The following is a 25,273-nucleotide window of genomic DNA, read 5'->3' as shown; positions in this document are numbered from 1 at the left end:
CGGGAGTTAAAGTCCCGAATCCCGGTACTTAAGTTGATAGCTATTTTTCAAATAAACATGTAACTCATTCTTATATAATCCAGCATTGAAAGCTTCAAAATACCATTGAACGTTATTTTGAAAGAACATTTAAATTTGACACTTTGAACCAATCCCTTAAAATAAAATATATACACAATCCACTAAAAATAAGAGGAGTCAACATGACAGACCATATAAAAAAAGAACCGGAAGATGAAACAATTATTGATAGTGCTAAAATTTACGATGCGCTTAGAAAAAATTATTTTGATAGATGCTTCCTTTCTTCTTACTTAGATGAAAAAATAGATGATAACTTACATCCTTTCAGTGACGAAGCATATAATAAAATGAAGTCCTTGCATGATGAAAGAGATAATCTTAATTTTAAAAACAAAATGAAAGAGATTAAAAGGAATTTATCTACATCACAAAAAAAAGAAGTCGAAAAAATAATGAAAAACAAAATAAAATAATTTTTTAAATATCCAGCCATGAAAAACACTTTCTCCGATGAGATAAAGATCATGACTACTTTCTTTATCTGAATATATAGAAGCCTACATTGACTTCTATATCCCATTAAACCTATTAAATATTTTTAACTTCCAATATTCAGAACCTTCCTCTTTCTCTCGAAGATTGGCCTCAAGATTCTTCATGATTAGCGCTTTTACTCCTTGGTTATGTGCTGCCATTACTTTGTTAAAGAGTTCTTTTTCATCTATATCTTCCCGTTTTACTTTTTCTGTTCCATTCACTTTTTTGTAGTAATCGAAATCATCGAATAGATTGTTTATTTGTATTTTAAGTGCCTGTCCCACACACTTTTCATTTTCAATGATCATTACCGCTTCATTATGAAATCCATATGCTATTTCGTATATGAAATCGCAATATAATGATAAGACCGTGCAAATAGCAAAAGACATTGATTCATTTTTTTCGTATAATACCACATCATTCATATCATATTCCTCTTGTAATCGATGTACAGCCCCATTACGGGGCCACATAATCTAAATCAGTGAGTAGATAACAACTCTGCCCATGATTTCTTAATCTATTTTTATTTTGATATTATTTACAATACTCCCATGAATGCCGGACCAGACGTTCCGCTACCTCTTCAAAGTTTACTTCTTCAAGCTTTCCTTCCAGACATTCACATTGGATAATGATGTAAAAATTTTTACTGATATGCTCAATAACATTGCCGATGAAAACACACATAAAATCCGCATCATATACCAAGTATGAGACATTATCAGAGGCCATATCCTGCATAACCTTCCAACTAGCCTCAAACGAACGCTCTGCAATATTATAAAACGTTTCTGTAGATACACTTTTAATTTCAAAAATTTTACTCATGGTTACGCCTCACTATTAAATGATATTTGTTTTCTTTTTTATTTTTTCGCCCCATGAATGAGGCTAAAAGTGATTTATTAAATAACCTTTTTATCTTCGTTTGTGATTAACACGTAATGTTATCAACACCACCTCCTTATCAACCATTTTTACTGAATGCCCTTGTTCAAAGTACTCCCATCTGACTACCTTTTTAAAAGATGCGCTTGCATTTTTGATACAATCCTTATAAATACTATCCATGAATGCATCATCCTCCATTAACATCTCTGCTTCATCGGGTCGGACTTCCTTAAGCGTATTCATTTTCATTTCATAAAACAAACCTGCCATATGCATAAATACTTTTTGAGATTCTTTTATCAGTTTTTCACTCATTTCATTACCTCTTATTTTATATTACAGTCTGTTTATTTGCGCTGATTTCTATTCTTTTGTAATAAAGAACATAATCATCACCATTAAAGCATTTAATCAAAAACTCATGATAACTACTTAGTATAGTTTTAACCTCTGGAACTGATATGTATTTAATCTTTATCTCTTCAGCACTTTCAAACCATTCCTGTAGCGTGAGATTAATAATATCCATTATGAATATCTCCCTGTAAAATCCATCCTTCATTTTTTTCAGAAATTCATCATCACTTAGATTAAAGTATAAGTAATGTATTAACTCGTTATAGGTATTTACAACATCAGTAGCAAAGTTTGCTGTCTCAGCATTACTTGCGGATATTTTAACGGGTATTTCATTCCAGCCTAAACATTTTTCGTTCATATTTTCCTCTCTCATTAATAGTTAGTACGATACGCAGAGTAAATAACTCTCAGATTCCTTCTCACCTCATCCAAGAACAGATAATATTCTTTCCCTTTATTATCTTTCATTGATTCAGCAAACTCTTGTTTTGTTCGTTCGATCACTTTTCCAATCACTTCTTCAATATAAAGTCGGTCTTTAAAATGACGCTCATAATCATTTCCCATACAATCAATCATGACCTGAAGATGTTTTCTAAAGTTATTTATTGCCATTTCCATAAATACTTCTGTCTCATCATTCGTAACAGTCACCACACAAGGCAGTACGTTTTTACTTTTCATCTTAACCTCTCATTATTTAATAAACTTTTTTAGATATGATTGCGAGAATCAGAAATGATTTTGTAAATCCATTCATCAATCTCACTTTCAATAAATGCTATAGAGCGCAATCCGGTTTTTACTTGCTTAGGAAATTTACCCGCTCTTATTAAGGTATATATCCACGTTTTACCAAACCCTGTTCTTCTTTTTACTTCTGGCAAACGAATCAGTTTCGGATGTTTATCTGTTTTGTTTTGAACCATATTATCTCCTGTTTTTTTTACGTAATATCTTGGATATTTCGTTTTTTAGTATGTTGTTCGATGTGATCTTCCCCCTTTGTTCAGTACCGCTGTAAAGTAGAGTTTTCGGCCCTTCTTTTCCGTCCAAAAAGAGGTCATTCGTTATGAAAAAGACGCGTTATACCGAAGAACAAATCGCTTTTGCACTCAAACAGGCTGAAACGGGTACTCGAGTGGAAGAAGTCTGTAGGAAGATGGGCATTTCGGAAGCGACATTTTACAACTGGAAGAAGAAGTTTGGGGGAATGGGTGTCACGGAATTGCGCCGTCTTCGGCAGCTTGAGGATGAGAATCAGCGCCTCAAACGTCTGGTGGCCGATCTGAGTCTGGATAAGGAAATGCTGCAGGATGTCATCCGAAAAAAGTTCTGAGGCCGCTGCAGAAGCGCGATGCCGTGGAATATCTGCTGGCGGCGTACCGTATCGGAGTACGCAGAGGGTGCAGGCTGATGATGCAGAGCCGCACTGTATACAACTATCGTAGCCATCGTGACGATCGGGCTATTACTCAGCGAATACGGGAAATTGCGGAGACGCGCATCCGTTATGGCTGTCCGCGCATTCATATCCTGCTGCGGAGAGAAGGCTGGCTTGTTAACCATAAGAAAACGCACCGTATTTACTGTCTTGAGGGTCTCAATCTACGTTCGAAACGTCCACGGCGGCATGTGACAGCGAGGCACAGGCACGCACGTCCAGAAGTGACCGCGTTAGATCAGTGCTGGAGCATGGATTTCGTTGCTGATAATCTGTTCAACGGGCGTCGGGTCAGGGCGCTAACTATAGTGGATAATTTTAGTCGTGAATGTCTGGCGATCGAGGTCGGTCAGGGGTTACGTGGAGATGATGTTGTGGCTGTCATGGACAGATTAAAACATTCGCTGGGGCGTATTCCACAAAGGCTGCAGACAGATAACGGCAGCGAATTCATCTCGAAGTCGATGGACCGATGGGCGTATGAAAACAGGGTCACGATGGACTTTTCACGCCCCGGAAAGCCTACAGATAATGCCTTTATCGAGTCATTTAATGGCAGTCTGAGGGATGAATGTCTGAACGTGCACTGGTTCCTTTCTCTGGAAGATGCTCAGGAGAAAATTGAACAATGGCGGCAAGAATATAATCATTTTCGTCCGCATTCTTCGTTAAATAACCTGACTCCGGCAGAATTTGCCCGAAGTCATCAAAAAGGTCCGGATCTCTGATTTAGCCTGGTACGGATATTGGGGAGGGATCAGATGGAGATAATTCTAGGATTTTGGCTGGTTCTAAACTAGGGATGTTCACCAACCGTGAGTTTCGCGGAAATTTTTGGAGGGATACGCTTTTTAGGGATGTTCGCAGATTGTGAACATCCCTTGTGTTTACTTTTTGTTTTTATCCGTGGCTTTATCGTTAAATGTTATCACGTCAGTGATCTTCCAGTCCTTTAACATATTGTTTTTAATATAAAAATCATTTAAAACCTTGAAGTACTCATCGTTATCAAGATAACTTTTCGCGTAATCATAATCAGTATCTTTGATGTTATCACGGCTCCGAATCCCACCAGTACCATGTAGAATGTCAGCTAAGATGTTGAAAGGTATGTTCTTACCTTCGTTGTAGAGCTGTTCCCATGAGATCAAATCCATCAAAGGGATGACTTTGTAATCAAGTATTCTTTGAAAAGTCTTATGACCAAACCGAAAAGTTCGTTTTGGTGGTTTTGCCGTTTTAAGCTGCTTTTGCCATAGAGCAATCAGCACCTTCAGGTGTTCTGCGAGATCGTCGCTGCTGGCTTCTTCCAAGTCAATTTCAACCAGTATTTTGTTGGCAGGATTCATGCCACCTTGTTTCAGATACTCAGAGATGTAGTCAGAACTCACAGCAACAGGGTCTGTTTGCTCAGAATTCTCCAGCCGATACATAGCCCGCCCATAGTTGAACAATTGAACTCTGCTCATTGGTCTTACAGCATAGCTATGCGACAGTCTGTGATTGTCTGAAATCCAGTCTGATTTAAGTATCACATCACCACATCGGATTGTGGCATCATGGTATATCGCTTGCATTTGATTATCTTTGCCTGCTGTTTCCCATTGTTGTCTTGTTTTGTAAGCCAACATCCGTCTTTCAAGCTCTGCATAGATTTGTTCTAAGGTGAGGTCTTTCAGGCCATCATATCGGCGTACATCAAACCAAGATAACGCTGCCCTGATTTCTTCCATTTCCTTTTGTGTAGTCATTGTTCTACCGATTGCTTTTGTGTTTCCTAAACGTTAGCCCATTCAACATGATAGAGAAAGTGGAAAAGAGGAGCGGGTTTTCAAAATGGTGTGAGCACAGTAAGTGACCTTGGAGGCCAGTGCTTTCACCTTGACTAAACATGATTTATTTAATAAAAAATAACCAATTGTTTTTCATCATTTATTTTAACAAAAATAACGACAACATCATGTTGATAATGAAAGCAAATTTAGATACGTATAGTCAGATGATTATGACAACAACCAATTGTTTTTAATTGACATTTTTACCACAAGAAAACAATAATGATGGTAAATATGTTGGTAAAAATATGGCTATATTTAACAAAGGCAGTAATAACAGGAGATGTAGATGAAGTTCGAGTCCAGTCAGAGGAGCCAAATTCCGATTCTTACGCTTCCCTGTGTGTCTTTATTCGATTTAGATTCAACAGGTTAGCGTAAAAATCCTTCCCGATGCGTATTCAGTTTTCCCTCCGCATCCGGTTAATTTGGTGGTCAGATTTGGGGTCAGGTTAGTTCGATTATGGAGTGACCCCCATATGTCCCTTAATGATTCAAAAATCCGCAGCTTAAAACCTTCTTCCAGACCCGTAAAACTCTCCGATTCACATGGCCTGTATCTGCTCGTCAATCCGGGCGGTTCGCGTATCTGGTACCTCAAGTATCGCTTCAACGGAAAGGAATCCCGCGTCAGTCTGGGCGCATATCCGCTGGTTTCTCTCGTTGAGGCCCGACAGCAGCGCGATGTTTTCCGCAGGCAACTGGCGCAGAATATCAATCCCGCACAGCAGCGTGTTGCTGAAAAAGCGGCCGCTTCACCGGACAAATGCTTTCAGGCCGTGGCGCTCGACTGGCTTAAGACCAATAAAAAATGGTCGAAAGATTATGCGGAGCGCACTCTCGCCAGTATGCACAATCACATCTTTCCGGCGATTGGTCATCTGCCCGTCACCCTGCTGAAAACGCAGCATTTCACGGTGTTGCTGAAGGTTATCGAGGAAAAAGGCCTCCTTGAAGTCGCGTCCCGTACCCGGCAACGGCTTTGCAACATCATGCGTTATGCCGTGCAGCAGGGGCTTACCGAAAACAACCCGGCGCAGCATCTGGAAGGCGTCACGGCACCACCGGTTAAAAATCACCACCCGGCCCTGCCGCTGGAGCGCCTGCCCGAACTGCTTGAGCGTATCGGCGATTACCAGCAGGGACGACAACTGACGCGGATGGCGGTTCTGCTCACCCTGCATCTGTTTATCCGCTCCAGTGAGCTGCGTTTCGCCCGCTGGAGCGAGATTGATTTCAGAAACAAAATCTGGACTATCCCCGCCACCCGTGAAGAGATTGAGAAAGTCCGTTTCTCAGGTCGCGGGGCAAAGATGCGTACACCGCACATCGTGCCGCTCTCCCGTCAGGCAATTGCCATTCTGAAACAGATACAGGAACTCTCCGGTCATCAGGAACTGGTGTTTCCCGGCGATCACGATCCCTGTAAGCCCATGAGTGAGAACACGACCAACCGGGCGCTGCGTCTGATGGGCTATGACACCAAAACAGAAGTCTGTGGTCACGGTTTCAGGGCAATGGCCTGTAGCGCGTTAGTGGAATCTGAACTCTGGTCGCGGGATGCCGTGGAGCGACAGATGAGCCATCAGGAGCGCAACAGCGTGCGGGCGGCGTATATTCATCGCGCTGAACACCTTGACGCCCGCAAGGCCATGATGCAGTGGTGGTCGGACTATCTGGACATGTGCCGGGAAAGTTATGTTGCGCCGTATATTTATGCGCGGCAGCATAAGGTGAGCTGAGTCTGCGGCAATATAGACAATGGAAAAGCAGATCCGGAGCAAATCTGGATATGCTTTTCTTTTTGCACTGAATACCTGCACCAGCCATAAGATCACGGGGGATTGCTCCAGCGCCACGTCCACAGTAACGTGACAGAGCTGCGCCAGATATCGCCGGATACATATCGAGCTGCGCCAGTTACAGCCTTTTAAGCCCTTTGGCCTTTTCCGGTCTGGCGCTGTTACCCTTACCCGCCCCTTACCCTTTCAACCTTTTTCCTTTTACTGGCGCAGCTGTCAGCAGGAGCATGATGCTGTACCAGAGCGATGCTGGATGACATCTGAAAACGCCCGGCAGCCCCTAATCGGCCATACCTTTCGAAATACCATTATTGAAAGGAAAGCGTACAAAAAATTTTGCCCCCAAAATTTTTTGTACGAAAACCGATGGATAACCTGGGATTAATAGGAAATCACCCAAAATTATTTGAGGGCAAATAATTTTGTACGAAAACCGATGAATAACCCAGCTTTTTCAGGGCAATGGTTATCAATCAGTGTCCTCCTTTCGCCCGTAAACCTGCGCCACATACCGCCCGCGCCCGTCGCCGTGGCCCAAATCCATCGCCGTCATTGCCAGCGCTTCTTTTTCGCTGAATCCCTGCGCCAGATAATGGCGGATCGCATCCTGCGCCCACGTATAACGTAACGAGTGTGGGGAATACACGCCTGTTAAACCAATACGTGACGCCTGGCTGTGCCAGTATTTCATCGCACTCTTCAGATCGGGCTTGTCGATCAGCCTGCTGTGACGGCTTTCTGCGACAGCGTTGGCGTTATCCAGCGCCCTTCTGACTGCGCCAGTATCCAGGATCACCGTCTCGCGGGGCCGTCCGCCTTTGGTGCCGAACACCACCGTTAACCGGGACTCACCGCGATCCAGCGCCTGTTGCCACGTTTTCAGCGACCGGGCACTCTGCACTGCTTCCTGCGAGCGCAGCCCCATCAACCTTGAGAGCTCCAGAGCTGCCGCCAGTCCCGCGTCTTTTGCGCGGGCGGTTTCCAGCGCATGGCGGTAATGCTCCGGCGTAATGGCCTGCCGCGTACCGTTGCGGGATGCGCCGGACAGACCCAGCGAACGGTTATTCAGCCGCTCACTCTGCGCCAGCCTGTCGCGCCCGGCCTGTTTCAGCAGATTACGGATCGCCGCCATCTCATTTTGCAGGGAGCGTTTTGTCATGCCCTGCGCCAGTCGTTCCCGGATATAGCCCTCAATATGCCGCGCTTTTAGCTGTTCTATCCGGCGGATCTGCACGTTTTGCGCCACGACTAAACGCTCACAAAACCGCTGCGCCAGCTTAATGCGGTCGTGAACGGTCTTGTGACTGCCGCCCGCCTGCTGCGCCAGCCGTTTCATTTCCTGCTCCAGTATTCCCATACATTCCCCCTTTCATGATTGCCGCAAATTCATAACCCAAAACCTGATACAGCTTTCCCCGGCGCACAGGCCAATAGCCCCTGAGTTTTGTCGGGGCTGCGAACGATACCTGAGCGCCGGGGCGGCAGCCGTTGAGGTGTGGTGGGGCTTCGGTTGTGCTCTCTGAGCAGCCACCCGCTTTCGCGGGTTATCCCCCGGATCGTCCAGATCCGCCTCGGTATCGGTTCATGTTCTCCTTATTGGTCAAATGGCCTGAAAAGGCGGTGTCAGAGTCCAGCCAGTGGCTGGTGCAGTTGATTTCTCTGGTGCAGGTCGAAAGGGCTGAGTGCGTCACTTTCCCGCTCGGCACGGTTAAAATGACGCACTGGACTGGTGCAGTGCTAAAAAACAGATATCTGGTGCAGTTTTACGGTCACGCGGTAGCAAAGCCTTCGGCAATGCAGGCCGCAGCCCGTTATACAGAGGGGGCTGACGCTCCGGTTCAGGGAGCGTCGGTGTTTATAGTACAAATCCGTAGTGAGAACCATCCGGCAGTTCAACATCAAGGCGTAGCTTGCCGCCGGTCGCTTCAACGTAGCGTTTCAGCGTGGAAAGCTTCAGGTCGCGCCCCGGTTTTTCCATTCCTGCAACGGTAGGTTGCCTGATCCCCAGAGCCTTCGCCATTTCGACCTGCGTTTTCTGCACTTTCTCGCGCAGTTCGGCAAGGTGAATATTGAGCAGGATGTCCGTCGCCATCGCCTGAGCTTCGGCCACGACTTCAGGTTTTTCATCCGCAATAAGCTGTTCCAGCGTTCTGCCCATCGCGTTACTCCTTCTCTTTAATTGTGTTCAGCCAGTTCGTGAATTCCCGATCTGCAACCGGGATCATCTCATCATAAAAACGCTTTTCATTGCCGACCTTATTTCCGGCACAAAGTACAATGCCGGTACGGGCTGGATCAAAAGCGAAAAATGCCCGTATCGGGTCGCCCCGGCTCTGAATACGCAACTCTTTCATGTTGCTAAAGCGGGAGCCTCTAAGCGTATCGGCATAAGGTCTGGACAAACCCGGCCCCTTTTCCCGCAGGACCAACAGCGCTGCAAGCACGCTGGCCCGATCGATATCATTGAGAGAGGAAAACCAGTGATCAAACATATCCGTTGTTTTAATCGTCCACACGGGACCTCCTGAGTAATATAGGTCAAACACTATATAGGTGTAAAGCTATAAAGATGATTATGAAACGATGGAATGAGGGATTCATGCGTCGTTGCTGAAAAGCTGGAGACGCATTCGGGTATTTCAGTGAATGGCATGCACGGCATTCACCGTTTTACGATCTGTACCGGAAAACCAGTTCAGATATTGACGCAATGTGAAGAGTGACCTTAACTGCAACGCAGTCCGACATTTTCAAAGGTATTGTCGGTAAAGGGACGACCAGCCTGAAATCAGGCCGCTTCTTGCAGGTCGTGAAGCGTATAAGGGCACCCCGGAGGGCCATTTGTTGCAGAGAGAAAATAATGCGAATGTGGCTGGTGCCGAAAGAGGAAACTGTTTTTGCCTGAAAAACATTTCCCGTTGACTTGATTAAATGCTGAGTTGCCGCACGTCACTGGCATTCTCCCGATCTCCCATCTGCAAGGGCAGGCAAAAGATCGGGAGAAACCGTTTGTCTTATCGGTATTCTGGTTTACGGTAGCGTGATGGCCAGATGTTCTCAGGCGCAACATCTAACGCTTCGGCAATTAATTTCTCTCCTTTAGGCCAGCGGCGGGTAAGCGCATTTGCCAGCGTGGAGGATGCCAGCCCTGCCTGACGCGAAAGCGCTGACAACGAAGTACCACGTTTTTTCAGCCCTGCGATAATGTCGGCAGGATGCCAGTCAGACTTCATCATGCTTTGATCTCCACACCGTCGATAAACTTCACGCCGCCGGCAGTACGCAGCCAGCGCGGTGCCTTCATTTCTGCAGAGAAGTAGTTAATCAGGTCGTACAACAGCCAGCTAAGGTACTTCTCCGTTTCTGAAGCAAATCCCAGCCCCGACAGGGTTTGCGTGATAGCAAGGCAGTAACGACAAAGCTCAGTACATTCAGGCTCGAAACGGGGAGTAGTCGCAGGGAGAGTGTCAACGGTCAGGCTTTCAACCAGATGGGGAGGCACTGGTTCTAACAGTGTGGGTTGCAACAGCGTCAGACAGGCGTTGAGTCTGCCGCAAAGCGCCATTTTCAACGCGGGATCGTTGCTTTCAATCAGGGTTTCGGCAAAGGTTTCGCAGTGACCGGCGAGTACGGTGAAATCCGTGGTGGCATTAAAGGGAACAGCAAGTGACGGGTGTGTCTGAGTGAGGATTGTAGCCATAGGGCAACCTCCGGTATGTGAATTTAAATTCCACCACCGAAGAGACCAATCTTACGGGTGGTGAACTGAACGGAGTTGGTCTTACCGGCCATACCTACACCGGCGCACCTTGCGGTGCCCCCGCCCAGCCCACCATAGAGATGTAGCCGAACGCACGACATAAAAAAAGCGCGGATGCGCCATTATGTCGCAGGTATGATATTCAGGAGACCAATCCCGGCACCTGATTTTGCAGGTGCGGGTAAAAGATACTGCTTTCGGTCAAAAACGGCAAGGGGATATAGTGGAATGCAGCTCGCAAATTGTTTTGAAGATAAGTATTAGCCATTAACGTACTATCTTTATAAATCTTATGGAGGGGACTAATGGATAACATGGAACAACAGATTGTAAAGCTGGGGCCGCCAGTAGGGAAAGCAGACGCTTATTTGCCGCTGGAACTTATGGAACCGAAAACGTTTGAACTGTTTTGTTGTGAACTCATAAAAAAACGGTTAAAAAATGAAGATGGCGAGATAATTGATGCCATGACAATTGGTATTTCCGGTCAATCGCAATTTGGTGCCGATATTATTTCACATCGTCGGTATGACCATCAGGATATTTACTCGTTGTACGAAGTAAAGCGTTATAAGAAATTTAGTGTCGATGACTACACTACTGCCGCCAACCGCTTTGTCGATAATCGGGATAAATGGCAGGTTCATATCAATGAATTTTATATTTTCCTCTGTGTGAAACACTCCGCAAAATTAATATCCGAATACAAAACACAAGAAAAACGGTTTAAAACTCTGAATATCGTGCATCGTTTACTGGATAAAGAAATAATCCACGACTGGCTGAAAAATTTGTATTGTCCGGATCTGCTTTATCGCTTTTGTCATGAGAGTTGGGTGTCTCTCTTTTATGGCGAGCGGGCACTGTTGAATATCAAAAACTATGGTTTGTGGGACTATAATGAATCTTCTGCCTGGCGAAATTATACGCATCCCTATGAGCACATTAATGGTGATACCTATACACTTCAGAACGATCATGTGTTTATTCAGGCGTTTTTACCTAACCTGAAAGGGAACCCCCTTTCCTGTTTTATTGATTTTCGTAATGGCCGCTACAGCCATGTATTGCTGACAATGAGTCCGAGTAACCTGCTAAATTCAGCCTTCGAAGGGGTCGGTAGCCCACCGGAGGCGGGAGTCAGACCATGGGTTTTAAAAGAATCTCATGGCGAGAATTATTATTGCGATATGGGAAACTGTCGTCTTCTGCTTACCCTAAATGAAACCCGCTCCCTCTGTGATGCTTTTGATAAATTCTGGAAACGCTACAAACAGCGCATGGAAGAGATTGACAGGATTTGTCACACTGTTGATTTTTCGAACAGTACACCGCTCGGCGATAATATTCATCTCATTACCATTCCTTACGGGCTATGGGGTCGCATCAGCACCTTTTGTCAACATCATGACTATCTGGATACCAAAGGCGAGTGGTCGATATTTAATCCTGTCCGTGAGCGCATTATGGTCTTCACCCGTTATAAAAACGAAGTAATGAACGAAGGGCATCACGTCACGCTATTAGCCAGCCACGATCCTAATTCCAATCGCCTCACTAATCATCGCGTGGCGCTGATCTGGCAGCCACCCAGTCGCTACGATCTCGATAGTATGAAAGAGGATGCCATCGGGCCGCGTAATTACTGGGATGCATTGACGACATATCGCTGGCTGATGGAGAAATTAATCCCTGCGGCAGATAGCTGGTATTGCGCCAATTACTTTCCAGAACGTCGTGGCTGGCAACGGCTGCCATTTCGCGCCCCCTGCCATATTCCCTATACATCCGATGATATTTATTCCAACTACCAACCAGAAAGTAATATCTCTGTTGAACAGGTAGACAGCAAGCAGAGTTTGTTGGCGTTGCTGACTGAACTACAAGATTTTTTTAATATTTACACTCGCCGGGTATACTTTAAGGCTAATGAGTTTGAGCAACTTTGCGACGCTTTTCTCTATTTGTTAAACAAGACTACCGTCAATTACTGGGGTTATATCCGTAGTAGCGTCGGCGCTTCGCAGGAAGACCATGAGTCCGTGGTAACAGCATTGCAAAAGTATCGGATGGAAAGTCCGGTTCATGAAAAAAATTCGTCCCTGTATGATTATCTGCTTCGTGGCATGATGGCGCTCTTTCGCGATGGCGACTGCCATATTAACGAAGTGGAAGCGATGAAGGTTGCAATGTTGCTGCGCCCCTTTGTGGATAAGGTGACAGAAGGACGTTTTTTGCGGCGCTGTCAGAGGCGGTTATAAACTATCCTGCCAATACGCTTTCCCCACGACCACTCTGTCGTGTTTTTTGTTGCTTGATTATATATTCAGCAACGATTGGTTTTCTGAATGGCAGGTAGCATTGCTTGCTACCTGCCATTCAAATAGTTTTTTATCTCTTTGTTTTATTAACAAACTATCCGTAAAATAAGTCCTAAGAACAGGTAGAGTGGTGCATCAGCACTGCATTCATTATATGAAGGTGAAACTTGTCTGATATGAATCTGAACGGCCCCGCAAACGGCGGTGGAGCAGCAACCAGTAGCGGTATTTTATTTCAGCAACAACTGGGAGCTCATTTTGCTGCTCAGATTTTGTCTGGTAGCAAACTGGATGCACGATTAGGGCTGGGCGAGGCATCTCCTGTCTGGTTGCGCTTTGAAACGGAAGCGCCCGTTGATGACATACTGGTGGCCACATCTGCGGATGGTTTTATCGCGATTCAGGCTAAAACAACGCTTTCGCTTTCAGATGATGAAAAAAAACCTTTTTATCGAACCGTTGAACAGTTTGTCCGCCAATGGTTAACATGCCGGGACGGCAATGGTTCTCTGGAATGGAACAGGCCTCTTGATTCAGATAAGGACCGTCTGGTTTTAGCGGTAAGTACCAAAGCGCCGACGTCAATTCGGGAGGATATTCCTGCTGCCTTGTCTCTTTTTTCTCAGCACGGTTTTGGTGCAATGAATCAGAAGCAGGAAAAGGCGTTTAGCATTTTTGAACGCTGCATTTCCGCTGCCTGGGGTAACATAACTTCTGAGCCACAGCCTCCTCACCTTGTTTCTGAATTTTGCCGCCTGGTTGTTATTTTGGCCGTTGATATTGAAAATATGGCTTCACCGGCCTATTTACAACTTGCCCAGAGCCTTGCCAGAGATTCTGACGCAACAACGGTCTTGAGTATTTTTACCGAAATATGCGGCACAATGATGTCCCATCGCGGTGGCGGCGATCTGTCAATATTTCGCAATGAGCTTGCAGGAAAAGGGATTGAGCTCGCAGCACCACCTCGATACAGGGATGATATTGCCCAACTTCAGCAACATTCTCAGGAAATTGCTGATTCCCTTAATCGATATGAAGCTATTGAAAGTCAGACCGGTCAACCAGTTACCCTCCGCAGAGAATGCCAGAGCGAAGTTGAACAAGCCGTGCAGTCAGGTTCTCTATTAATTATTGGTGAACCCGGCGCAGGTAAAAGCGGAGTCCTGAATGCACTGGCACGCAGTTTGCGGGAACGAGGAGATGATGTACTGGAGCTGGCGGTTGATCGCTATTCCGTTGAGTCGCTTGAAGGTCTGAGTCGAGAACTCAAACTGGAGCATAGTTTGACCGACGTGCTTGAGGCATGGGATGGCCCATCTCAGGGCTGGCTGATTATAGACGCACTGGATGCCACCAGAGGGGGTAAGGGAGAAGCGGTTTTCCGCCCACTCATTGAACAAGTGTTGGGTTGGGGTGGTCGTTGGAAAATCATCGCTTCAATACGTAGTTTTGATCTGCGCATGGGAGTAAAGCTTCGTGACTTGTTTAAAGGTGTCCCTCCTGTTGCTGAACGTGCTGATACTCTGTTTTCTTCCGTTCGCCATATTGTTATCCCACGCTGGTCAGATGATGAATTTCGCCAACTACTGAAAGCATCCCCCTCTCTGGCTACGGCCCTAGAGGGAGCCTCCGACAAACTGCAAGATCTGGCGAAAGTTCCGTTTAATACCAGACTGCTGGCAGAACTGGTTTCGCAAGAAACTGGTGTCAGGTTTACGGCTATCTCATCTCAGACAGAACTATTAAAACTATACTGGCAACGTCGAGTTGAGGAACATGGACTTAACGCAACGCGAAATATAAAAGCATTAGTGGATGCCATGATTGACGGGCGCTCACTGAGTGTTTCATCCCTGCTTACTGGCACGGACCCAGACATGCTCGATACACTGTGTCATGAAGGCGTATTGAATCGGGAACAAAATGGCCGCCGGATACAATTTCGCCATCACCTTTTATTTGACTATGCTGCGGCACAGACATCGTTTGATCCAGATGCGCTAATTACGGGGAGATTGCATTTTCAGAAAGAACAAGCTCAGGGATTAATGCTATCCCCCGCACTTAGCTTTGTGCTTCAGGAAATATGGAGTTATGACGATAATCATCGTAGCTTTTGGCTGGCAGTGAGTAATCTGGTCAATGACAAAGATGGGGATCCGATTATTCGTAGTTCGGCTGGTCGAATTGCAGCAGAGTATCCCATAGAACAGGACGATCTGCTCTGGCTTGCTGAACGTGTGGCAGTTGACGACGAGAAAATAATAACCACTTTGGGCCATATATGCGGTGCGCTGGCAATACGATTTGAGGATGAAAGAAATGTTGCCCTGCTACCATGGGTGCATTTGGTATCAGCCCTGACGCCTCAGGTGAATAAAGTTACAGAAACTTTGCGATTCTTATTGCATCCACTCATCAGGCAGGTTGCTGAGTCAGTCTTACGTAATATGCTCGGTACAACCAGCCGTGCAATGCTTTCGCATGGCTTAACGTTAAGTGATCCGCAATACTTTGTCGGTAACGCTATTTCGTTCGTTGCAGATACAATCGACACCGATGTTCAGGCTTCCTGTAATTTACTGGAACAGATCCTTTCTCCTGAGCGGCTTCAACGTTTTGGCTCCGAAGAAATCCCTACACTTTGTCATAACATCGAGAAAATAGGAGAACATGCACCGGATTTCGTGGCCCGTATCTTCGAGTTTGTCTATAGCCATGACATCGTAGACGATCGGGAAACAAATCTGGGGGAGAGTCGAATTCTTCCGTTGAGATCAAATGCCCGACAGGATTATGAACTGGCAAGATATTCACTCAGTGAGTATTTTCCTTATTTTCTTGAACAATATCCCAGTCAGGCTATTAGCGCTGCTGTGAGTGCTCTCGATGGTTACGTTGCTCGAAGACATCCGATTGATGCGCCTACTGAGCATGTAACAATTTCCGGATGCAATATTGCTCTTAAGGCCGACCGCAGCCACGTTTGGGCATATAACCCAGGCAGCCAGCACGCACATGATGGTGAAGAACTGGTTAATAAACTTTTTCAACGTTTGCAAGTTGCCCCAGATTCAGATGTGCTTGTTCTTGCCAAACTTATCTGCGAAAAAGCGTCACTGGCAGTATTCTGGAGCAGACTCTTTCTGGCTGCGAATAAACGGGATGATGGCCTGATTGATTTTCTGTGGCCTATAGCTGCACAAAAAATATTTATCCGAAATGAAGATACCTGTAAAGATGCCATTGATATTGTGGGCAAGGGAGTTACTCGCCGCTCAGAAGAAGAACGAGAGAAGCTAGAAAGCTCTGCTTTTCAGTATGATCTTTCTGGTTATCTTTATCCAGAAGAAGCAAAAAACAGGCTGCTATGTCGTCTTTTTAACGCTATCGGTACGGAGAATTTATGCACTCAGTCTGCTCGAGATTTCTTGAAAAACTTTTCGGGTGACGTTGAAACATCAAGTAATGAGCGGCTTTTTAACGTTTCTCCAGTCAAGGTAACAACTGGAATACCTTATGATTTTATTGATGATTTAGATCAGAAAGAACCAGACAATACGATCCTTATCGACGCTGTAAAAACAGCAAGAGAAGCGCTGAGGCTTGAGTCGAACAATACTCTTCCCTCCGGACTATCATTAGAAGATATCTTCAATATCCTTGAACCTGTTCATAGTCTCCTCTACCTGGAAAATACTCATAATTATGTACGCATTACCGCAGAAGACGTAATTATCAGAGCCTGTAATGCAATCATTGAACAGAAGTTATTACCAGCAGCGGATGAAGAACAGGCAGAAGAACTCACATCGCATTTTTTAAAATTCCTCGATATCGCTTCCCATTCTGCTGGCCCTGAACTTAAGGAGAATACGGAAGAAGAATTTGAAAATAGTACCAGTTGGGGTTCTCCTGCACCAAGAATTGATGCAGCGCAGATTATCCTTGATATTATTCCTTTGCGTCCCGATCTTTATGGAAGACTAAAAGCTGATATTGAAAGAATGCTGATTGATCCTCATCCGGCGGTTCGCTTCCAGACGTCAGTACGCCTCTTACGACTATGGGATATTGATCAGGATAGTACATGGCACTATCTGAACGAAAGGATAGAACAGGAAACCAACGCCGGTGTTCTGGAGCATACTGTCGCGTATGGTACAAGACGTTTGCTACATGTTGATCCTTCACGTACTTTCAGCCTCATTCAGAAATTACTTGGACGATTTAATGACGATCCGGAACGTCAAAAACGCATTCGTAAAATTGTTAGCAGCGATCTAACTATTCTCTGGGGAGTGCATGAAACCAGAGATGCTTATGACATACTACAAAGTTGGGGTAATGCCCCCACCATTTATAGTGATGAACTTAATCAGGTTCTGTTCACATTAAGGGAGGGGTTCGTTCTTGGACTTACCGGGCAAGCGGCACCGGAAGATATAAAAATTAGGCAACGAACACTGGATATTGCCTATAACATTATCAATGCAGCCGGGATAAAGCTGGAAGAGTGTTATCGACAAAAGAATCTGACAGACGCTGACAAAGAAAATGTAAAACGGTGTGCAGAAGTCATCGACAGAGCCTGTTCGCAACTTCGCTTCGCTTGCGAAGGTAAGCGTAATTCCGACGAACCGCCGTTGAAAAATGAGGGACTTAAGCAATTCCTGAATGAAACCGAAAGGCACCTGAAGCGTATTGGTGATTGTGGTACGCCGCACACTATCTACTATCTTCTCGAACTCCTTGAAATACTGGTTCCTGTCTCACCCGAAAAGTGTTTCGATCTACTGGCTAACGCGCTTTATCACGGCAGGGAACTCGGTTTCCAGAACGAAAGACTGGGAATGGATCAACTGGTAAAAATGATGGGGATATTTCTTGCCGATTATAAAACCATCTTTGACGATCAAAACAGACGTACCCGTTTGATAAACAGTCTGGACATCTTTATGGAAGCGGGTTGGCCTGCAGCCCGACGCCTGCTTTACCGGTTGCCGGAGTTGATTCAGTGAACGAAGCACAACTTCGTAATCAGTTTCGTGGTGATTTATCCAAGTTAATGGAGGATATTGTACGCTTTATTGAATGCAGAATTATTAACCCTTATTCAAAAGATAGTGCAAATACCCTCCATGAACATGATACTCGAATCTTGTTTTTCGATCGGTTGCTAACAAGTCTGGGCTGGCGATTAGGTGCCTATGGTAATGTTCAAGAAGAAGCCAGAATAAAAGCAGATACAACACGATTTATGGACTATGTCGGCATAAATCAGGAGACTAAAACACCTTTAATGATTTTTGAAGCGAAAGCTTGGGACGTTCCTTTTGTTTCTGCCCGCAACCCTGAAGACAGAGCCAAGGACGAAGATCTCATCGTTATGGCAATTCGTCATATACTGAATGACAAACCTGAAAATGAATCACCAGTTTCGAAACAATGGCATGGTTTTTTGAAACAGGTTATGGATTATGTTCGAACCATGAAAACAATAAACGAACATGATACTCCCTGTGCTGTGTTATCCAGTGGACAATGGACTGTAGTATTTACGAATCCTGTTCTTACTTTTTCTGATGGTAGGGTAAGCTCAGATGATATTAAAATTTTCAACCTGCAATCTTATATGAGTAATGCAGATACATTATTTAATCTTTTACACTCTTCAGTTTTAGCGAAAGAAATCCCATTTCCTTTACGACCTGCACAAATAAAAGATTATATTGATGGTGATTCTATAAGCACCACATATTATGGTGTGCATGTTCACTATGAAGAAACAGGAAGCCGCTTTGTTGGACCGAAGCCTCAAGTATTGATTTATCCAGTATTAGTACTCCAGCGCAATGATGGCGTTTTTGCAGCTGTAATTAATAAAGCAGAAAGCTTCACTCTGGAATATGAAAATAGTGCTCATGCAAAAAAAGAAGATCTTACATTACATTTGAATTCTGTTACTGCTTGCCTTCAGGAACTTCATCATATTTGTGAGCAAGAATTAGATTGTAAACTAACTATTTCTCCAATCGATGTTTTCCCAGGGTTTACATCTGAATCCTATAGAATGGGAAGCCAGGCATTAATAGCGAAGCGTATAAAAGGTTATCATGATGAGTGGTTGTTAGTTACCGGAATAGAAAAACATTATCTACGTAATGTTCCCCTGATTGAACACTGTCGCTTCCACTCATGGGCTGATTGCCTTGCTGAAGGTTGTGAAAATGGAACATCAGCTATTAATATCCGCTCAACAAATCCGCGGATTATATTTATTGACAAACAAATGCATCATTGTGCCAACCAAACTGTGTACGATCGAAAGAGGAAAAGATGCCATATTTTACAGATAGATGAAAGGATCTGCTGTCAAACATGCAATTACTCCAGCTTGTGCTGGTCGCAGGAGGAACAAGAAAAGCTACCTTGCGGAAATAATATAATCGGCATGGTTCTTTGACTCATCTAGCTAATCAATATTAACAATGAAATTATTTTTTAGTTTATTAACAATGGGAGAATAATTCATAATGTTACCCCTGGATAAAAAAATCCACTTAAAAGGACCCGTGCCTGTAACAATTGTGGATGATAACTCTTTACAAGGCCCTATTTTTCACCCAGGAATCCCCCTCAATTCCTCATGGAAAGCTGGCAACAATGCAGCCTCGCAATATCAAGGTATCCAATCCGTGTGGAAGAACATGGTAGGTTACTTTAATAAATCACAAAATGAACATGGTTACGATAAAAAATTACAGATAAAATCAGGGATTTGTGAGCTAAAAACTCTATTAGACATAGTCCCTCAGATGCACAAAACTATTGTTAGCCATCCAATATATAATTGGAGTGGTTTAAGGCCTTATATATCAATCACACAATCAAAATTAGATGAAGCTGGGCTATTTTATAAAAAAGTAAACATTGAAAAAAAACAAAGCAATAAACAACATTCAAAAAATTAGAAACAATATAGGATCTCATTTCTCCGATGCCCAGATTGCCAAGACCATTCCTTGCGAAAGGATAGACAAACGTTCAACTAGAGAAAAAATATCGTGGAATGAAGTTATCCTTTTATGGGAGTCATTAGAATTAAACAGCTTTATGGATCTGATAGCATCCATACATGCATACTTGAATTTCATTAATACTTTACCAATTTATGAATGGTACAGATATGAAGAAAATGGAACCATAAGAACTCATGTTCCTCGTACTGGCACAGTCGATGAATCGGGCAAGGAAAATATTTGCATCATGAGTGAAAGCATGAGAATAGCGCTATCAGTAGACTCATCAGAATAATTTCCCGAGTCAAATTAATGCCCTGCAAACATTTTTCTGATAAAAGTTCGTTCTCAGTATTATAAAAGATAACCGTAGTTCATATTTGGTAGATGGTGGTCATTCTGGTGGTCTTGACAACCACGGATTTTTACTTTAGCTTACCAATCAGCCAGTTAATGGCTACGGCGATCCCAGTCAGAGGAGCCAAATTTAAGAAGCCCGCTTAAGGAAACTTAAGCGGGTTTTTTGCTTTTAACGTCTGTGTAAAAGCTGCCTCTATAAGCGCTCAGTCTGCCATAACTCCCCATTCCATGCAGCATCACATCGTTGATTAAAGTTGTGTAAATGTAAATCGTTTAAACTTTGCAATTATTGTAAGTGCTAGTGATTATCATTTATTGTACGCGAGCCAAAAGAACGAGCCCCGACTCGGTTCACTGTATGTTCCAATTACTCTGGGATAAAAACGATGAATGCTCTGACTCGCACCGGATTGCGCCGTATCACGCTTGCCTCTGCCCTCCTCTTCTCTGTCAGCCTGCCGGCTTTCGCTCAGGAAACGTTAACGCTTTACACCACCCGTGAACCGGGCCTGATCCAGCCTTTACTTGATAGCTGGACTAAAACCAGCGGTATCAAAGTAAGTACGGTCTATATCAAAGACGGTATGCTTGAGCGTGTTAAGGCTGAAGGCAAAAACTCCCCTGCCGACCTGCTGATGACCGTCGATGCCGGAAATCTCATCGATTTAGTTGAAGCCGGCGTCACTCAGCCGGTAGAGTCAGAAGCGCTGAAAGCCGCCATTCCGGCGAATCTGCGCGGTGCGGATAATCAGTGGTTTGCGCTTTCAATGCGCGCCCGCGTACTGTATGCCGAGAAGTCGCTGCCAATCGATAACTGGCATTACGAACAGCTCGCCAGTCCTGAATACAAAGGTAAAGTTTGTATTCGTTCCGGTCAGCACCCCTACAACACGGCGCTGATCGCCGCGATGATTGCCCATCATGGTGAAGCTAAAACTGAAGAATGGCTACGCGGCGTAAAGGCTAACCTGGCGCGTAAAGCCACCGGCGGCGATCGCGATGTTGCCCGCGATATCCTCGGTGGAATTTGTGATATTGGTCTGGCCAACTCCTATTATGTCGGCCATATGAAAAACGCCAAAGAAGGCAGCGATGCTCGTCAGTGGGGCGATGCCATTAAAGTCGTTAAACCAACCTTTGAAAATGGCGGTACGCACGTCAACATCAGCGGCGCTGCCGTTGCCCGCTATGCGCCAAATAAAGCCGATGCCGTTAAGCTGATGGAATATCTGGTTTCCGCGCCTGCCCAGCAGCAGTATGCGAAAGCGAACTTCGAATATCCGGTACTGAAAGGCGTAACGCTTGACCCGGTCATTAGCGCCACAATCGGTGAAATCGACGTCGATAAAACGCCGCTCACCGAGATCGTGAAGTATCGTAAACAAGCTAGTTTGCTGGTAGATAAAGTTGGATTCGATCAATAAATCGCTGCAGTTCCCGACGTTACGCGGCCTGGTTTCCGGGCCGCAGTCATTATTAACGCCGTTGCATCTTGGCGCGTTGTGCGTCGCGCTTGGCGTCCTGACCCCCATCGTTGCGCTGATCTGGCAGGCCACCCAGGCTGATTTATCCCACTGGGATAATCTTATGACATTTGTACTGCCTTCAGCGCTAAAAAACACCGTGCTGTTGCTAGCGGGTGTCGCGATAATGGTTGGCGTTATTGGCGTAGGCAGCGCATGGGCGGTAACGGCATGGGATTTCCCTGGGAGAAAAGTTCTAAGTTGGGCGCTGCTGTTGCCGCTGGCAATGCCGACCTACATCGTTGCCTTCGCATGGCTCGATCTGCTGCATCCGATTGGCCCCCTGCAAACCTTTATCCGTTTCTTACTGGGCTTTGACAGCCCGCGACAGTTCCGCCTGCCCGATTTACGTTCCCTTTCCGGCGCAATAATCTTGCTCGGATTAGTACTTTATCCTTACGTGTACCTGACAACCCGCGCCATGTTTATCAGCCAGCCGGCCCATCTGTTGGAAGCTGCACGTACGCTGGGTTGCAGCGCAACCGGGACTTTTTTTCGTGTTGCTCTCCCCATGGCTCGCCCGGCACTGGCCGTCGGGATCAGTCTGGCGCTGCTGGAGACGCTTAACGATATTGGCGCGTCGGAATTTCTCGGGGTACAAACGTTAACCGTTACCGTATACACCACGTGGATCTCTCGCTCTGATTTATCTGCCGCAGCGCAAATCGCCTGCATGATGCTGATGTTTATATTCTTTATTCTGACGCTGGAATTTTATGGCCGCAGAAAACAGGGATTCAGCAGCCGTAGCCTGCGGGAAATTCAACCCACCCGCGTGCAAGGCTGGCGTGGCTGGCTACTCGGTGTCGTTATTTCGCTGCCGGTTGTGCTGGGCTTTCTGGCCCCGGTGCTGTTTTTAATCTGGGAAAGCGCCAAACGTATAGGTGACGAGAGCCCTATATCCTCCTCGTTACTGTCTGCATTACAAAATACGTTATCACTGGCCGCGGGAACCACGTTGGTGGTGGTTTGCGTCAGTATGTTGGTGGCCTGGAGCGCGCGGCATAGCGCCGCAGACAACGCGATGCCAGGATTTCGCCGTGGTGTAATGCGTCTGGCTTCTTTAGGCTACGCGGTTCCCGGTACAATTCTGGCGATTGGTTTTTTAACCCCCGCCATGGCATTAGACCGCTGGCTGGCAGATTTACTGGATGTTCGCGGCCTGCCGCTGATGTCTGCCGGGATCCTGCTGGTAATTTGTTGTGCCATGCGTTTCCAGGCGATTGCTATCGGCGCACTGGATTCCGGCCTGGGCCGCATTCCGCCTTCGCTGGAGCAGGCTTCTCGTCTGTTGGGTGAGAATGGTGCCGGCACATTTGCACGGGTTCATTTCCCATTGCTGCGCCCGGCGTTAGTGAGTAGCGCCCTGCTGGTTTTTGCCGATGCCATGAAAGAACTGCCAACAACGTTGCTGTTGCGCCCGGTAAACTTCGAAACGCTGGCAACGTTGCTGTATGCAGAAGCCGCCCGTGGAACCTATGAAGAAGGTGCTATCGCCGCGCTAATGATTGTTTTAGCTGGCACGCTACCGGTTATTTTGTTGGTGCGTCACCAGATGACTCGCCGTGGTTAAGAGAGTAACAATGTCAGAAATTGCATTACGACTCCAGGATGTGCATGTTGCCTACGGCAACAGCCAGCAATCGGTGCTGAGCGGGTTTTCAATGTCGGTACGTAAAGGAGAGATCGCTTGTTTACTGGGCGCTTCAGGTTGCGGAAAAACCACAGTGTTACGCGCAGTTGCCGGATTTGAACGGCTGCGAAGCGGAGAGATCTATGTGTCGCAGCGCCGCGTTGCCGGTTCCGGTGTTCATCTGCCGCCGGAAAAACGGCATGTCGGCATGGTCTTTCAGGAATATGCGTTATTCCCTCACCTGACCGCGCAACAAAACGTGGCCTTTGGGTTACGACGTATGCCGCGTGAGCAGCAGCAGGTCCGGGTGGCGGAGCTGTTAAAAATGGTGGAGTTGCACAGTCATGCCGGCCGTTATCCGCATGAACTGTCCGGCGGTCAACAGCAGCGTATCGCTCTTGCGCGCGCGCTGGCGCCGCATCCGGAAATCCTGCTGCTCGATGAGCCTTTCTCCAGCCTTGATAAGCGCACGCGTGAGCGTCTTGGCAACGAGGTGCGAGATATTTTGCGTGCGGCCGGGCAAACGGCACTGCTGGTTACACACAGCGAACACGAGGCGCAGCTAATGGCAGACCATATTGGCGTGGTAAAAAAGGGACAATATCAAATTAAAAAAGCGACCCACCCAGACTAAAGGTCACAGGGTCGCCTTGAAAATTAGTAATGGGTCTGAATCAGACTGATATTCACCGGCATGCCGGAGCGTCTTTCCAGTGCCTGATTTCCGCGACTCATATCCACGTCATTCCCGCTGATGAAGGTGCGCAGCGCGGGGGTGACTGGCAAGGGAACTTTTCTGTCAGACTCGTATTCCGACCGGTTTCGTGACAGTGGTTCATGCACTTCCACCCAGCGACTACCGTCCGGCTCTACGCTGTATTTCACCGGTCGGTCTATCAGTTGCACACGCGTCCCTACCGGTACGGTATCAAACAGATATTTAATGTCGTCATTACGCAAACGGATACACCCCTGACTTACCCGCAGACCAATACCGAAATTCGCATTTGTGCCATGAATGGCATAAAGCCTGCCGATATAAATCGCATACAGTCCCATCGGGTTATCAGGCCCGGCAGGAACAAACGCCGGCAGGCTTTCCCCACGTGCTGCGTATTCGCGCCGGGTATTCGGCGTAGGCGTCCAGCTTGGTGCTTCCTGCTTACGTTCTACCGCCGTCACCCAGTTACGCGGCGTTTCTCTACCCGCCTGGCCAATGCCAATGGGTAAAACCTCAACCGTATTGCTGCCAGCGGGATAATAGTAAAGGCGCATTTCTGCGACGTTGATTACGATCCCCTCGCGTACAGTATCCGGTAATATCAGTTGCTGTGGCACAACCAGCGTCGAGCCAGACTTAGGCAGAAAAACATCCACGCCGGGATTGGCCTCCAGCATATTGCTCAACCCCTGTCCGTACTGGGCGGCAAAAGCTTCCAACGGCTGAGTGTTTCCTGAAGGTACCGTAATGGTCAAAGGGCTCCCCACCAGGCGACTGCCTTCAGGCGGGAGCGGATAACTCACCGCCTGCGCGCTCTGACTCACGAGCAGCATAATGAGTGAACAAAGCAGTTTCACACGACGCATCTTTTTCCTTTCCTTCGCCGCAGCAGATATCCGTTAATTATAGCTTTTATTATCTGTTTTAGTGGGTTACGACTAAAATCCGCATAAAAAAGCCGCCTGAGGCTAATGCAGTTCAGTTAACGCCTCTGTATCAGAAAGCATCACCTGTGTTGGCAGAAGTTATGA

At 46.1% G+C, this 25,273-nt stretch carries 24 protein-coding genes; 11 read left to right on the top strand and 13 right to left on the bottom strand.

The annotated features are described in order from the left end of the window. The first annotated feature begins 203 nt into the window (after positions 1–203). Positions 204–497: a hypothetical protein gene (locus HV350_RS10180; protein WP_000129503.1), complete on the top strand. Its 294-nt coding sequence runs from the start codon at positions 204–206 to the stop codon at positions 495–497. A gap of 96 nt (positions 498–593) precedes the next feature. Here the strand turns inward: HV350_RS10180 and HV350_RS10175 are convergent, their stop codons facing one another. The 6 genes from HV350_RS10175 to HV350_RS10150 all read right to left on the bottom strand — a co-directional run bounded on the left by HV350_RS10175 (position 594) and on the right by HV350_RS10150 (position 2,747). Beyond that, entirely contained in the window at positions 594–989 is a 396-nt protein-coding gene (locus HV350_RS10175) for a hypothetical protein (protein ID WP_024176586.1), read from the bottom strand. 112 nt (positions 990–1,101) lie between these two features. After that, positions 1,102–1,395: a hypothetical protein gene (locus HV350_RS10170; protein ID WP_049121561.1), complete on the bottom strand. Its 294-nt coding sequence runs from the start codon at positions 1,393–1,395 to the stop codon at positions 1,102–1,104. A gap of 90 nt (positions 1,396–1,485) precedes the next feature. Continuing rightward, positions 1,486–1,773, bottom strand: coding sequence for a hypothetical protein (locus HV350_RS10165; RefSeq protein WP_088765788.1), 288 nt, complete (start codon positions 1,771–1,773; stop codon positions 1,486–1,488). A gap of 16 nt (positions 1,774–1,789) precedes the next feature. Beyond that, positions 1,790–2,176 (bottom strand): hypothetical protein, encoded by a 387-nt coding sequence (locus HV350_RS10160; RefSeq protein WP_048234408.1) that lies wholly within the window; start codon positions 2,174–2,176, stop codon positions 1,790–1,792. 14 nt (positions 2,177–2,190) lie between these two features. Beyond that, on the bottom strand, positions 2,191–2,502 hold the full coding sequence (locus tag HV350_RS10155) for a hypothetical protein (protein ID WP_001515481.1): 312 nt from the start codon (positions 2,500–2,502) through the stop codon (positions 2,191–2,193). Positions 2,503–2,531: 29 nt separating this feature from the next. After that, positions 2,532–2,747 (bottom strand): AlpA family transcriptional regulator, encoded by a 216-nt coding sequence (locus HV350_RS10150; protein ID WP_000250489.1) that lies wholly within the window; start codon positions 2,745–2,747, stop codon positions 2,532–2,534. Between the two features lie 143 nt (positions 2,748–2,890). On the opposite strand from HV350_RS10150, the gene HV350_RS10145 reads away from it, so the two are divergent. Beyond that, positions 2,891–3,990 (top strand): IS3-like element ISYpe1 family transposase gene (locus tag HV350_RS10145; RefSeq protein WP_087785276.1). Its coding sequence is split into 2 segments (ribosomal slippage): positions 2,891–3,152 and positions 3,152–3,990, totalling 1,101 coding nucleotides; the frame shifts between segments, so codons are not numbered across the junction. A gap of 159 nt (positions 3,991–4,149) precedes the next feature. On the opposite strand, the gene HV350_RS10140 is transcribed toward HV350_RS10145, so the two are convergent. Continuing rightward, positions 4,150–5,013, bottom strand: coding sequence for a DUF6387 family protein (locus HV350_RS10140; protein ID WP_181630416.1), 864 nt, complete (start codon positions 5,011–5,013; stop codon positions 4,150–4,152). Positions 5,014–5,576: 563 nt separating this feature from the next. Between HV350_RS10140 and HV350_RS10135 the strand changes: the two genes are divergently transcribed. After that, the gene (locus tag HV350_RS10135; protein WP_181630413.1) at positions 5,577–6,839 is read left to right on the top strand and encodes an integrase arm-type DNA-binding domain-containing protein; all 1,263 of its coding nucleotides are present in this window, start codon (positions 5,577–5,579) and stop codon (positions 6,837–6,839) included. 529 nt (positions 6,840–7,368) lie between these two features. Here HV350_RS10135 and HV350_RS10130 read toward each other — a convergent pair. The 5 genes from HV350_RS10130 to HV350_RS10110 form a co-directional block, all read right to left on the bottom strand. Continuing rightward, on the bottom strand, positions 7,369–8,256 hold the full coding sequence (locus HV350_RS10130; RefSeq protein ID WP_181630412.1) for an integrase domain-containing protein: 888 nt from the start codon (positions 8,254–8,256) through the stop codon (positions 7,369–7,371). A 498-nt stretch (positions 8,257–8,754) separates the two neighbouring features. Then, positions 8,755–9,057 (bottom strand): helix-turn-helix domain-containing protein, encoded by a 303-nt coding sequence (locus HV350_RS10125; protein ID WP_053390178.1) that lies wholly within the window; start codon positions 9,055–9,057, stop codon positions 8,755–8,757. A gap of 4 nt (positions 9,058–9,061) precedes the next feature. After that, positions 9,062–9,415 carry a type II toxin-antitoxin system RelE/ParE family toxin gene (locus HV350_RS10120; RefSeq protein WP_053390179.1) on the bottom strand — a complete coding sequence of 118 codons (354 nt, stop codon included), beginning with the start codon at positions 9,413–9,415 and terminating at the stop codon, positions 9,062–9,064. Positions 9,416–9,913: 498 nt separating this feature from the next. After that, complete coding sequence (locus HV350_RS10115; RefSeq protein ID WP_053390180.1) at positions 9,914–10,135, bottom strand: helix-turn-helix transcriptional regulator; 222 nt, start codon at positions 10,133–10,135, stop codon at positions 9,914–9,916. Then, positions 10,132–10,599 carry a hypothetical protein gene (locus HV350_RS10110; RefSeq protein ID WP_181630410.1) on the bottom strand — a complete coding sequence of 156 codons (468 nt, stop codon included), beginning with the start codon at positions 10,597–10,599 and terminating at the stop codon, positions 10,132–10,134. The genes HV350_RS10115 and HV350_RS10110 overlap by 4 nt, the downstream gene beginning before the upstream one ends. Positions 10,600–10,964: 365 nt before the next feature. Between HV350_RS10110 and HV350_RS10105 the strand changes: the two genes are divergently transcribed. The 8 genes from HV350_RS10105 (at position 10,965) to HV350_RS10070 (ending at position 24,155) form a co-directional block, all read left to right on the top strand. Beyond that, positions 10,965–12,920, top strand: a complete 1,956-nt coding sequence (locus HV350_RS10105; RefSeq protein ID WP_181630409.1) for a hypothetical protein — start codon at positions 10,965–10,967, stop codon at positions 12,918–12,920. A 236-nt stretch (positions 12,921–13,156) separates the two neighbouring features. After that, positions 13,157–18,004 carry an ATP-binding protein gene (locus tag HV350_RS10100; RefSeq protein WP_249418039.1) on the top strand — a complete coding sequence of 1,616 codons (4,848 nt, stop codon included), beginning with the start codon at positions 13,157–13,159 and terminating at the stop codon, positions 18,002–18,004. After that, positions 18,001–19,449: a hypothetical protein gene (locus HV350_RS10095; protein ID WP_225622979.1), complete on the top strand. Its 1,449-nt coding sequence runs from the start codon at positions 18,001–18,003 to the stop codon at positions 19,447–19,449. Before HV350_RS10100 ends, HV350_RS10095 begins: the two co-directional genes overlap by 4 nt. A 70-nt stretch (positions 19,450–19,519) precedes the next feature. Beyond that, entirely contained in the window at positions 19,520–19,957 is a 438-nt protein-coding gene (locus HV350_RS10090; RefSeq protein ID WP_181630405.1) for a hypothetical protein, read from the top strand. Continuing rightward, the gene (locus tag HV350_RS10085; RefSeq protein WP_181630404.1) at positions 19,917–20,300 is read left to right on the top strand and encodes a hypothetical protein; all 384 of its coding nucleotides are present in this window, start codon (positions 19,917–19,919) and stop codon (positions 20,298–20,300) included. Before HV350_RS10090 ends, HV350_RS10085 begins: the two co-directional genes overlap by 41 nt. A 451-nt stretch (positions 20,301–20,751) precedes the next feature. After that, positions 20,752–21,789, top strand: coding sequence for an extracellular solute-binding protein (locus tag HV350_RS10080; RefSeq protein WP_047499042.1), 1,038 nt, complete (start codon positions 20,752–20,754; stop codon positions 21,787–21,789). Then, positions 21,773–23,461: an iron ABC transporter permease gene (locus HV350_RS10075; protein ID WP_181630403.1), complete on the top strand. Its 1,689-nt coding sequence runs from the start codon at positions 21,773–21,775 to the stop codon at positions 23,459–23,461. Before HV350_RS10080 ends, HV350_RS10075 begins: the two co-directional genes overlap by 17 nt. Positions 23,462–23,471: 10 nt before the next feature. Continuing rightward, positions 23,472–24,155, top strand: a complete 684-nt coding sequence (locus HV350_RS10070) for an ABC transporter ATP-binding protein (protein ID WP_142417486.1) — start codon at positions 23,472–23,474, stop codon at positions 24,153–24,155. 23 nt (positions 24,156–24,178) lie between these two features. Here HV350_RS10070 and ldtA read toward each other — a convergent pair whose 3' ends face one another. Then, the gene (gene ldtA, locus HV350_RS10065; RefSeq protein WP_016153509.1) at positions 24,179–25,108 is read right to left on the bottom strand and encodes a L,D-transpeptidase; all 930 of its coding nucleotides are present in this window, start codon (positions 25,106–25,108) and stop codon (positions 24,179–24,181) included. Positions 25,109–25,273 lie beyond the last annotated feature (165 nt).

It is taken from the genome of Citrobacter sp. RHBSTW-01013 (assembly GCF_013781985.1).
GTDB classification, from domain to species: domain Bacteria; phylum Pseudomonadota; class Gammaproteobacteria; order Enterobacterales; family Enterobacteriaceae; genus Citrobacter; species Citrobacter braakii.
Note: the sequence above shows the minus strand (reverse complement) of the source record. Positions and strands in the feature narration are given on the sequence as shown.

Excerpts from the sequence above, each read along its gene's own strand:
- HV350_RS10090 (WP_181630405.1), top strand. The coding sequence starts at position 19,520 with ATGTTACCCCTGGATAAAAAAATCCACTTAAAAGGACCCGTGCCTGTA.
- HV350_RS10110 (WP_181630410.1), bottom strand. The coding sequence starts at position 10,599 with ATGGCTACAATCCTCACTCAGACACACCCGTCACTTGCTGTTCCCTTT.
- HV350_RS10080 (WP_047499042.1), top strand. The coding sequence starts at position 20,752 with ATGAATGCTCTGACTCGCACCGGATTGCGCCGTATCACGCTTGCCTCT.
- HV350_RS10165 (WP_088765788.1), bottom strand. The coding sequence starts at position 1,773 with ATGAGTGAAAAACTGATAAAAGAATCTCAAAAAGTATTTATGCATATG.
- HV350_RS10135 (WP_181630413.1), top strand. The coding sequence starts at position 5,577 with ATGTCCCTTAATGATTCAAAAATCCGCAGCTTAAAACCTTCTTCCAGA.
- HV350_RS10115 (WP_053390180.1), bottom strand. The coding sequence starts at position 10,135 with ATGATGAAGTCTGACTGGCATCCTGCCGACATTATCGCAGGGCTGAAA.
- ldtA (WP_016153509.1), bottom strand. The coding sequence starts at position 25,108 with ATGCGTCGTGTGAAACTGCTTTGTTCACTCATTATGCTGCTCGTGAGT.
- HV350_RS10130 (WP_181630412.1), bottom strand. The coding sequence starts at position 8,256 with ATGGGAATACTGGAGCAGGAAATGAAACGGCTGGCGCAGCAGGCGGGC.
- HV350_RS10105 (WP_181630409.1), top strand. The coding sequence starts at position 10,965 with ATGGATAACATGGAACAACAGATTGTAAAGCTGGGGCCGCCAGTAGGG.
- HV350_RS10140 (WP_181630416.1), bottom strand. The coding sequence starts at position 5,013 with ATGACTACACAAAAGGAAATGGAAGAAATCAGGGCAGCGTTATCTTGG.
- HV350_RS10170 (WP_049121561.1), bottom strand. The coding sequence starts at position 1,395 with ATGAGTAAAATTTTTGAAATTAAAAGTGTATCTACAGAAACGTTTTAT.
- HV350_RS10125 (WP_053390178.1), bottom strand. The coding sequence starts at position 9,057 with ATGGGCAGAACGCTGGAACAGCTTATTGCGGATGAAAAACCTGAAGTC.
- HV350_RS10155 (WP_001515481.1), bottom strand. The coding sequence starts at position 2,502 with ATGAAAAGTAAAAACGTACTGCCTTGTGTGGTGACTGTTACGAATGAT.
- HV350_RS10150 (WP_000250489.1), bottom strand. The coding sequence starts at position 2,747 with ATGGTTCAAAACAAAACAGATAAACATCCGAAACTGATTCGTTTGCCA.
- HV350_RS10180 (WP_000129503.1), top strand. The coding sequence starts at position 204 with ATGACAGACCATATAAAAAAAGAACCGGAAGATGAAACAATTATTGAT.
- HV350_RS10100 (WP_249418039.1), top strand. The coding sequence starts at position 13,157 with ATGAATCTGAACGGCCCCGCAAACGGCGGTGGAGCAGCAACCAGTAGC.
- HV350_RS10070 (WP_142417486.1), top strand. The coding sequence starts at position 23,472 with ATGTCAGAAATTGCATTACGACTCCAGGATGTGCATGTTGCCTACGGC.
- HV350_RS10160 (WP_048234408.1), bottom strand. The coding sequence starts at position 2,176 with ATGAACGAAAAATGTTTAGGCTGGAATGAAATACCCGTTAAAATATCC.
- HV350_RS10175 (WP_024176586.1), bottom strand. The coding sequence starts at position 989 with ATGAATGATGTGGTATTATACGAAAAAAATGAATCAATGTCTTTTGCT.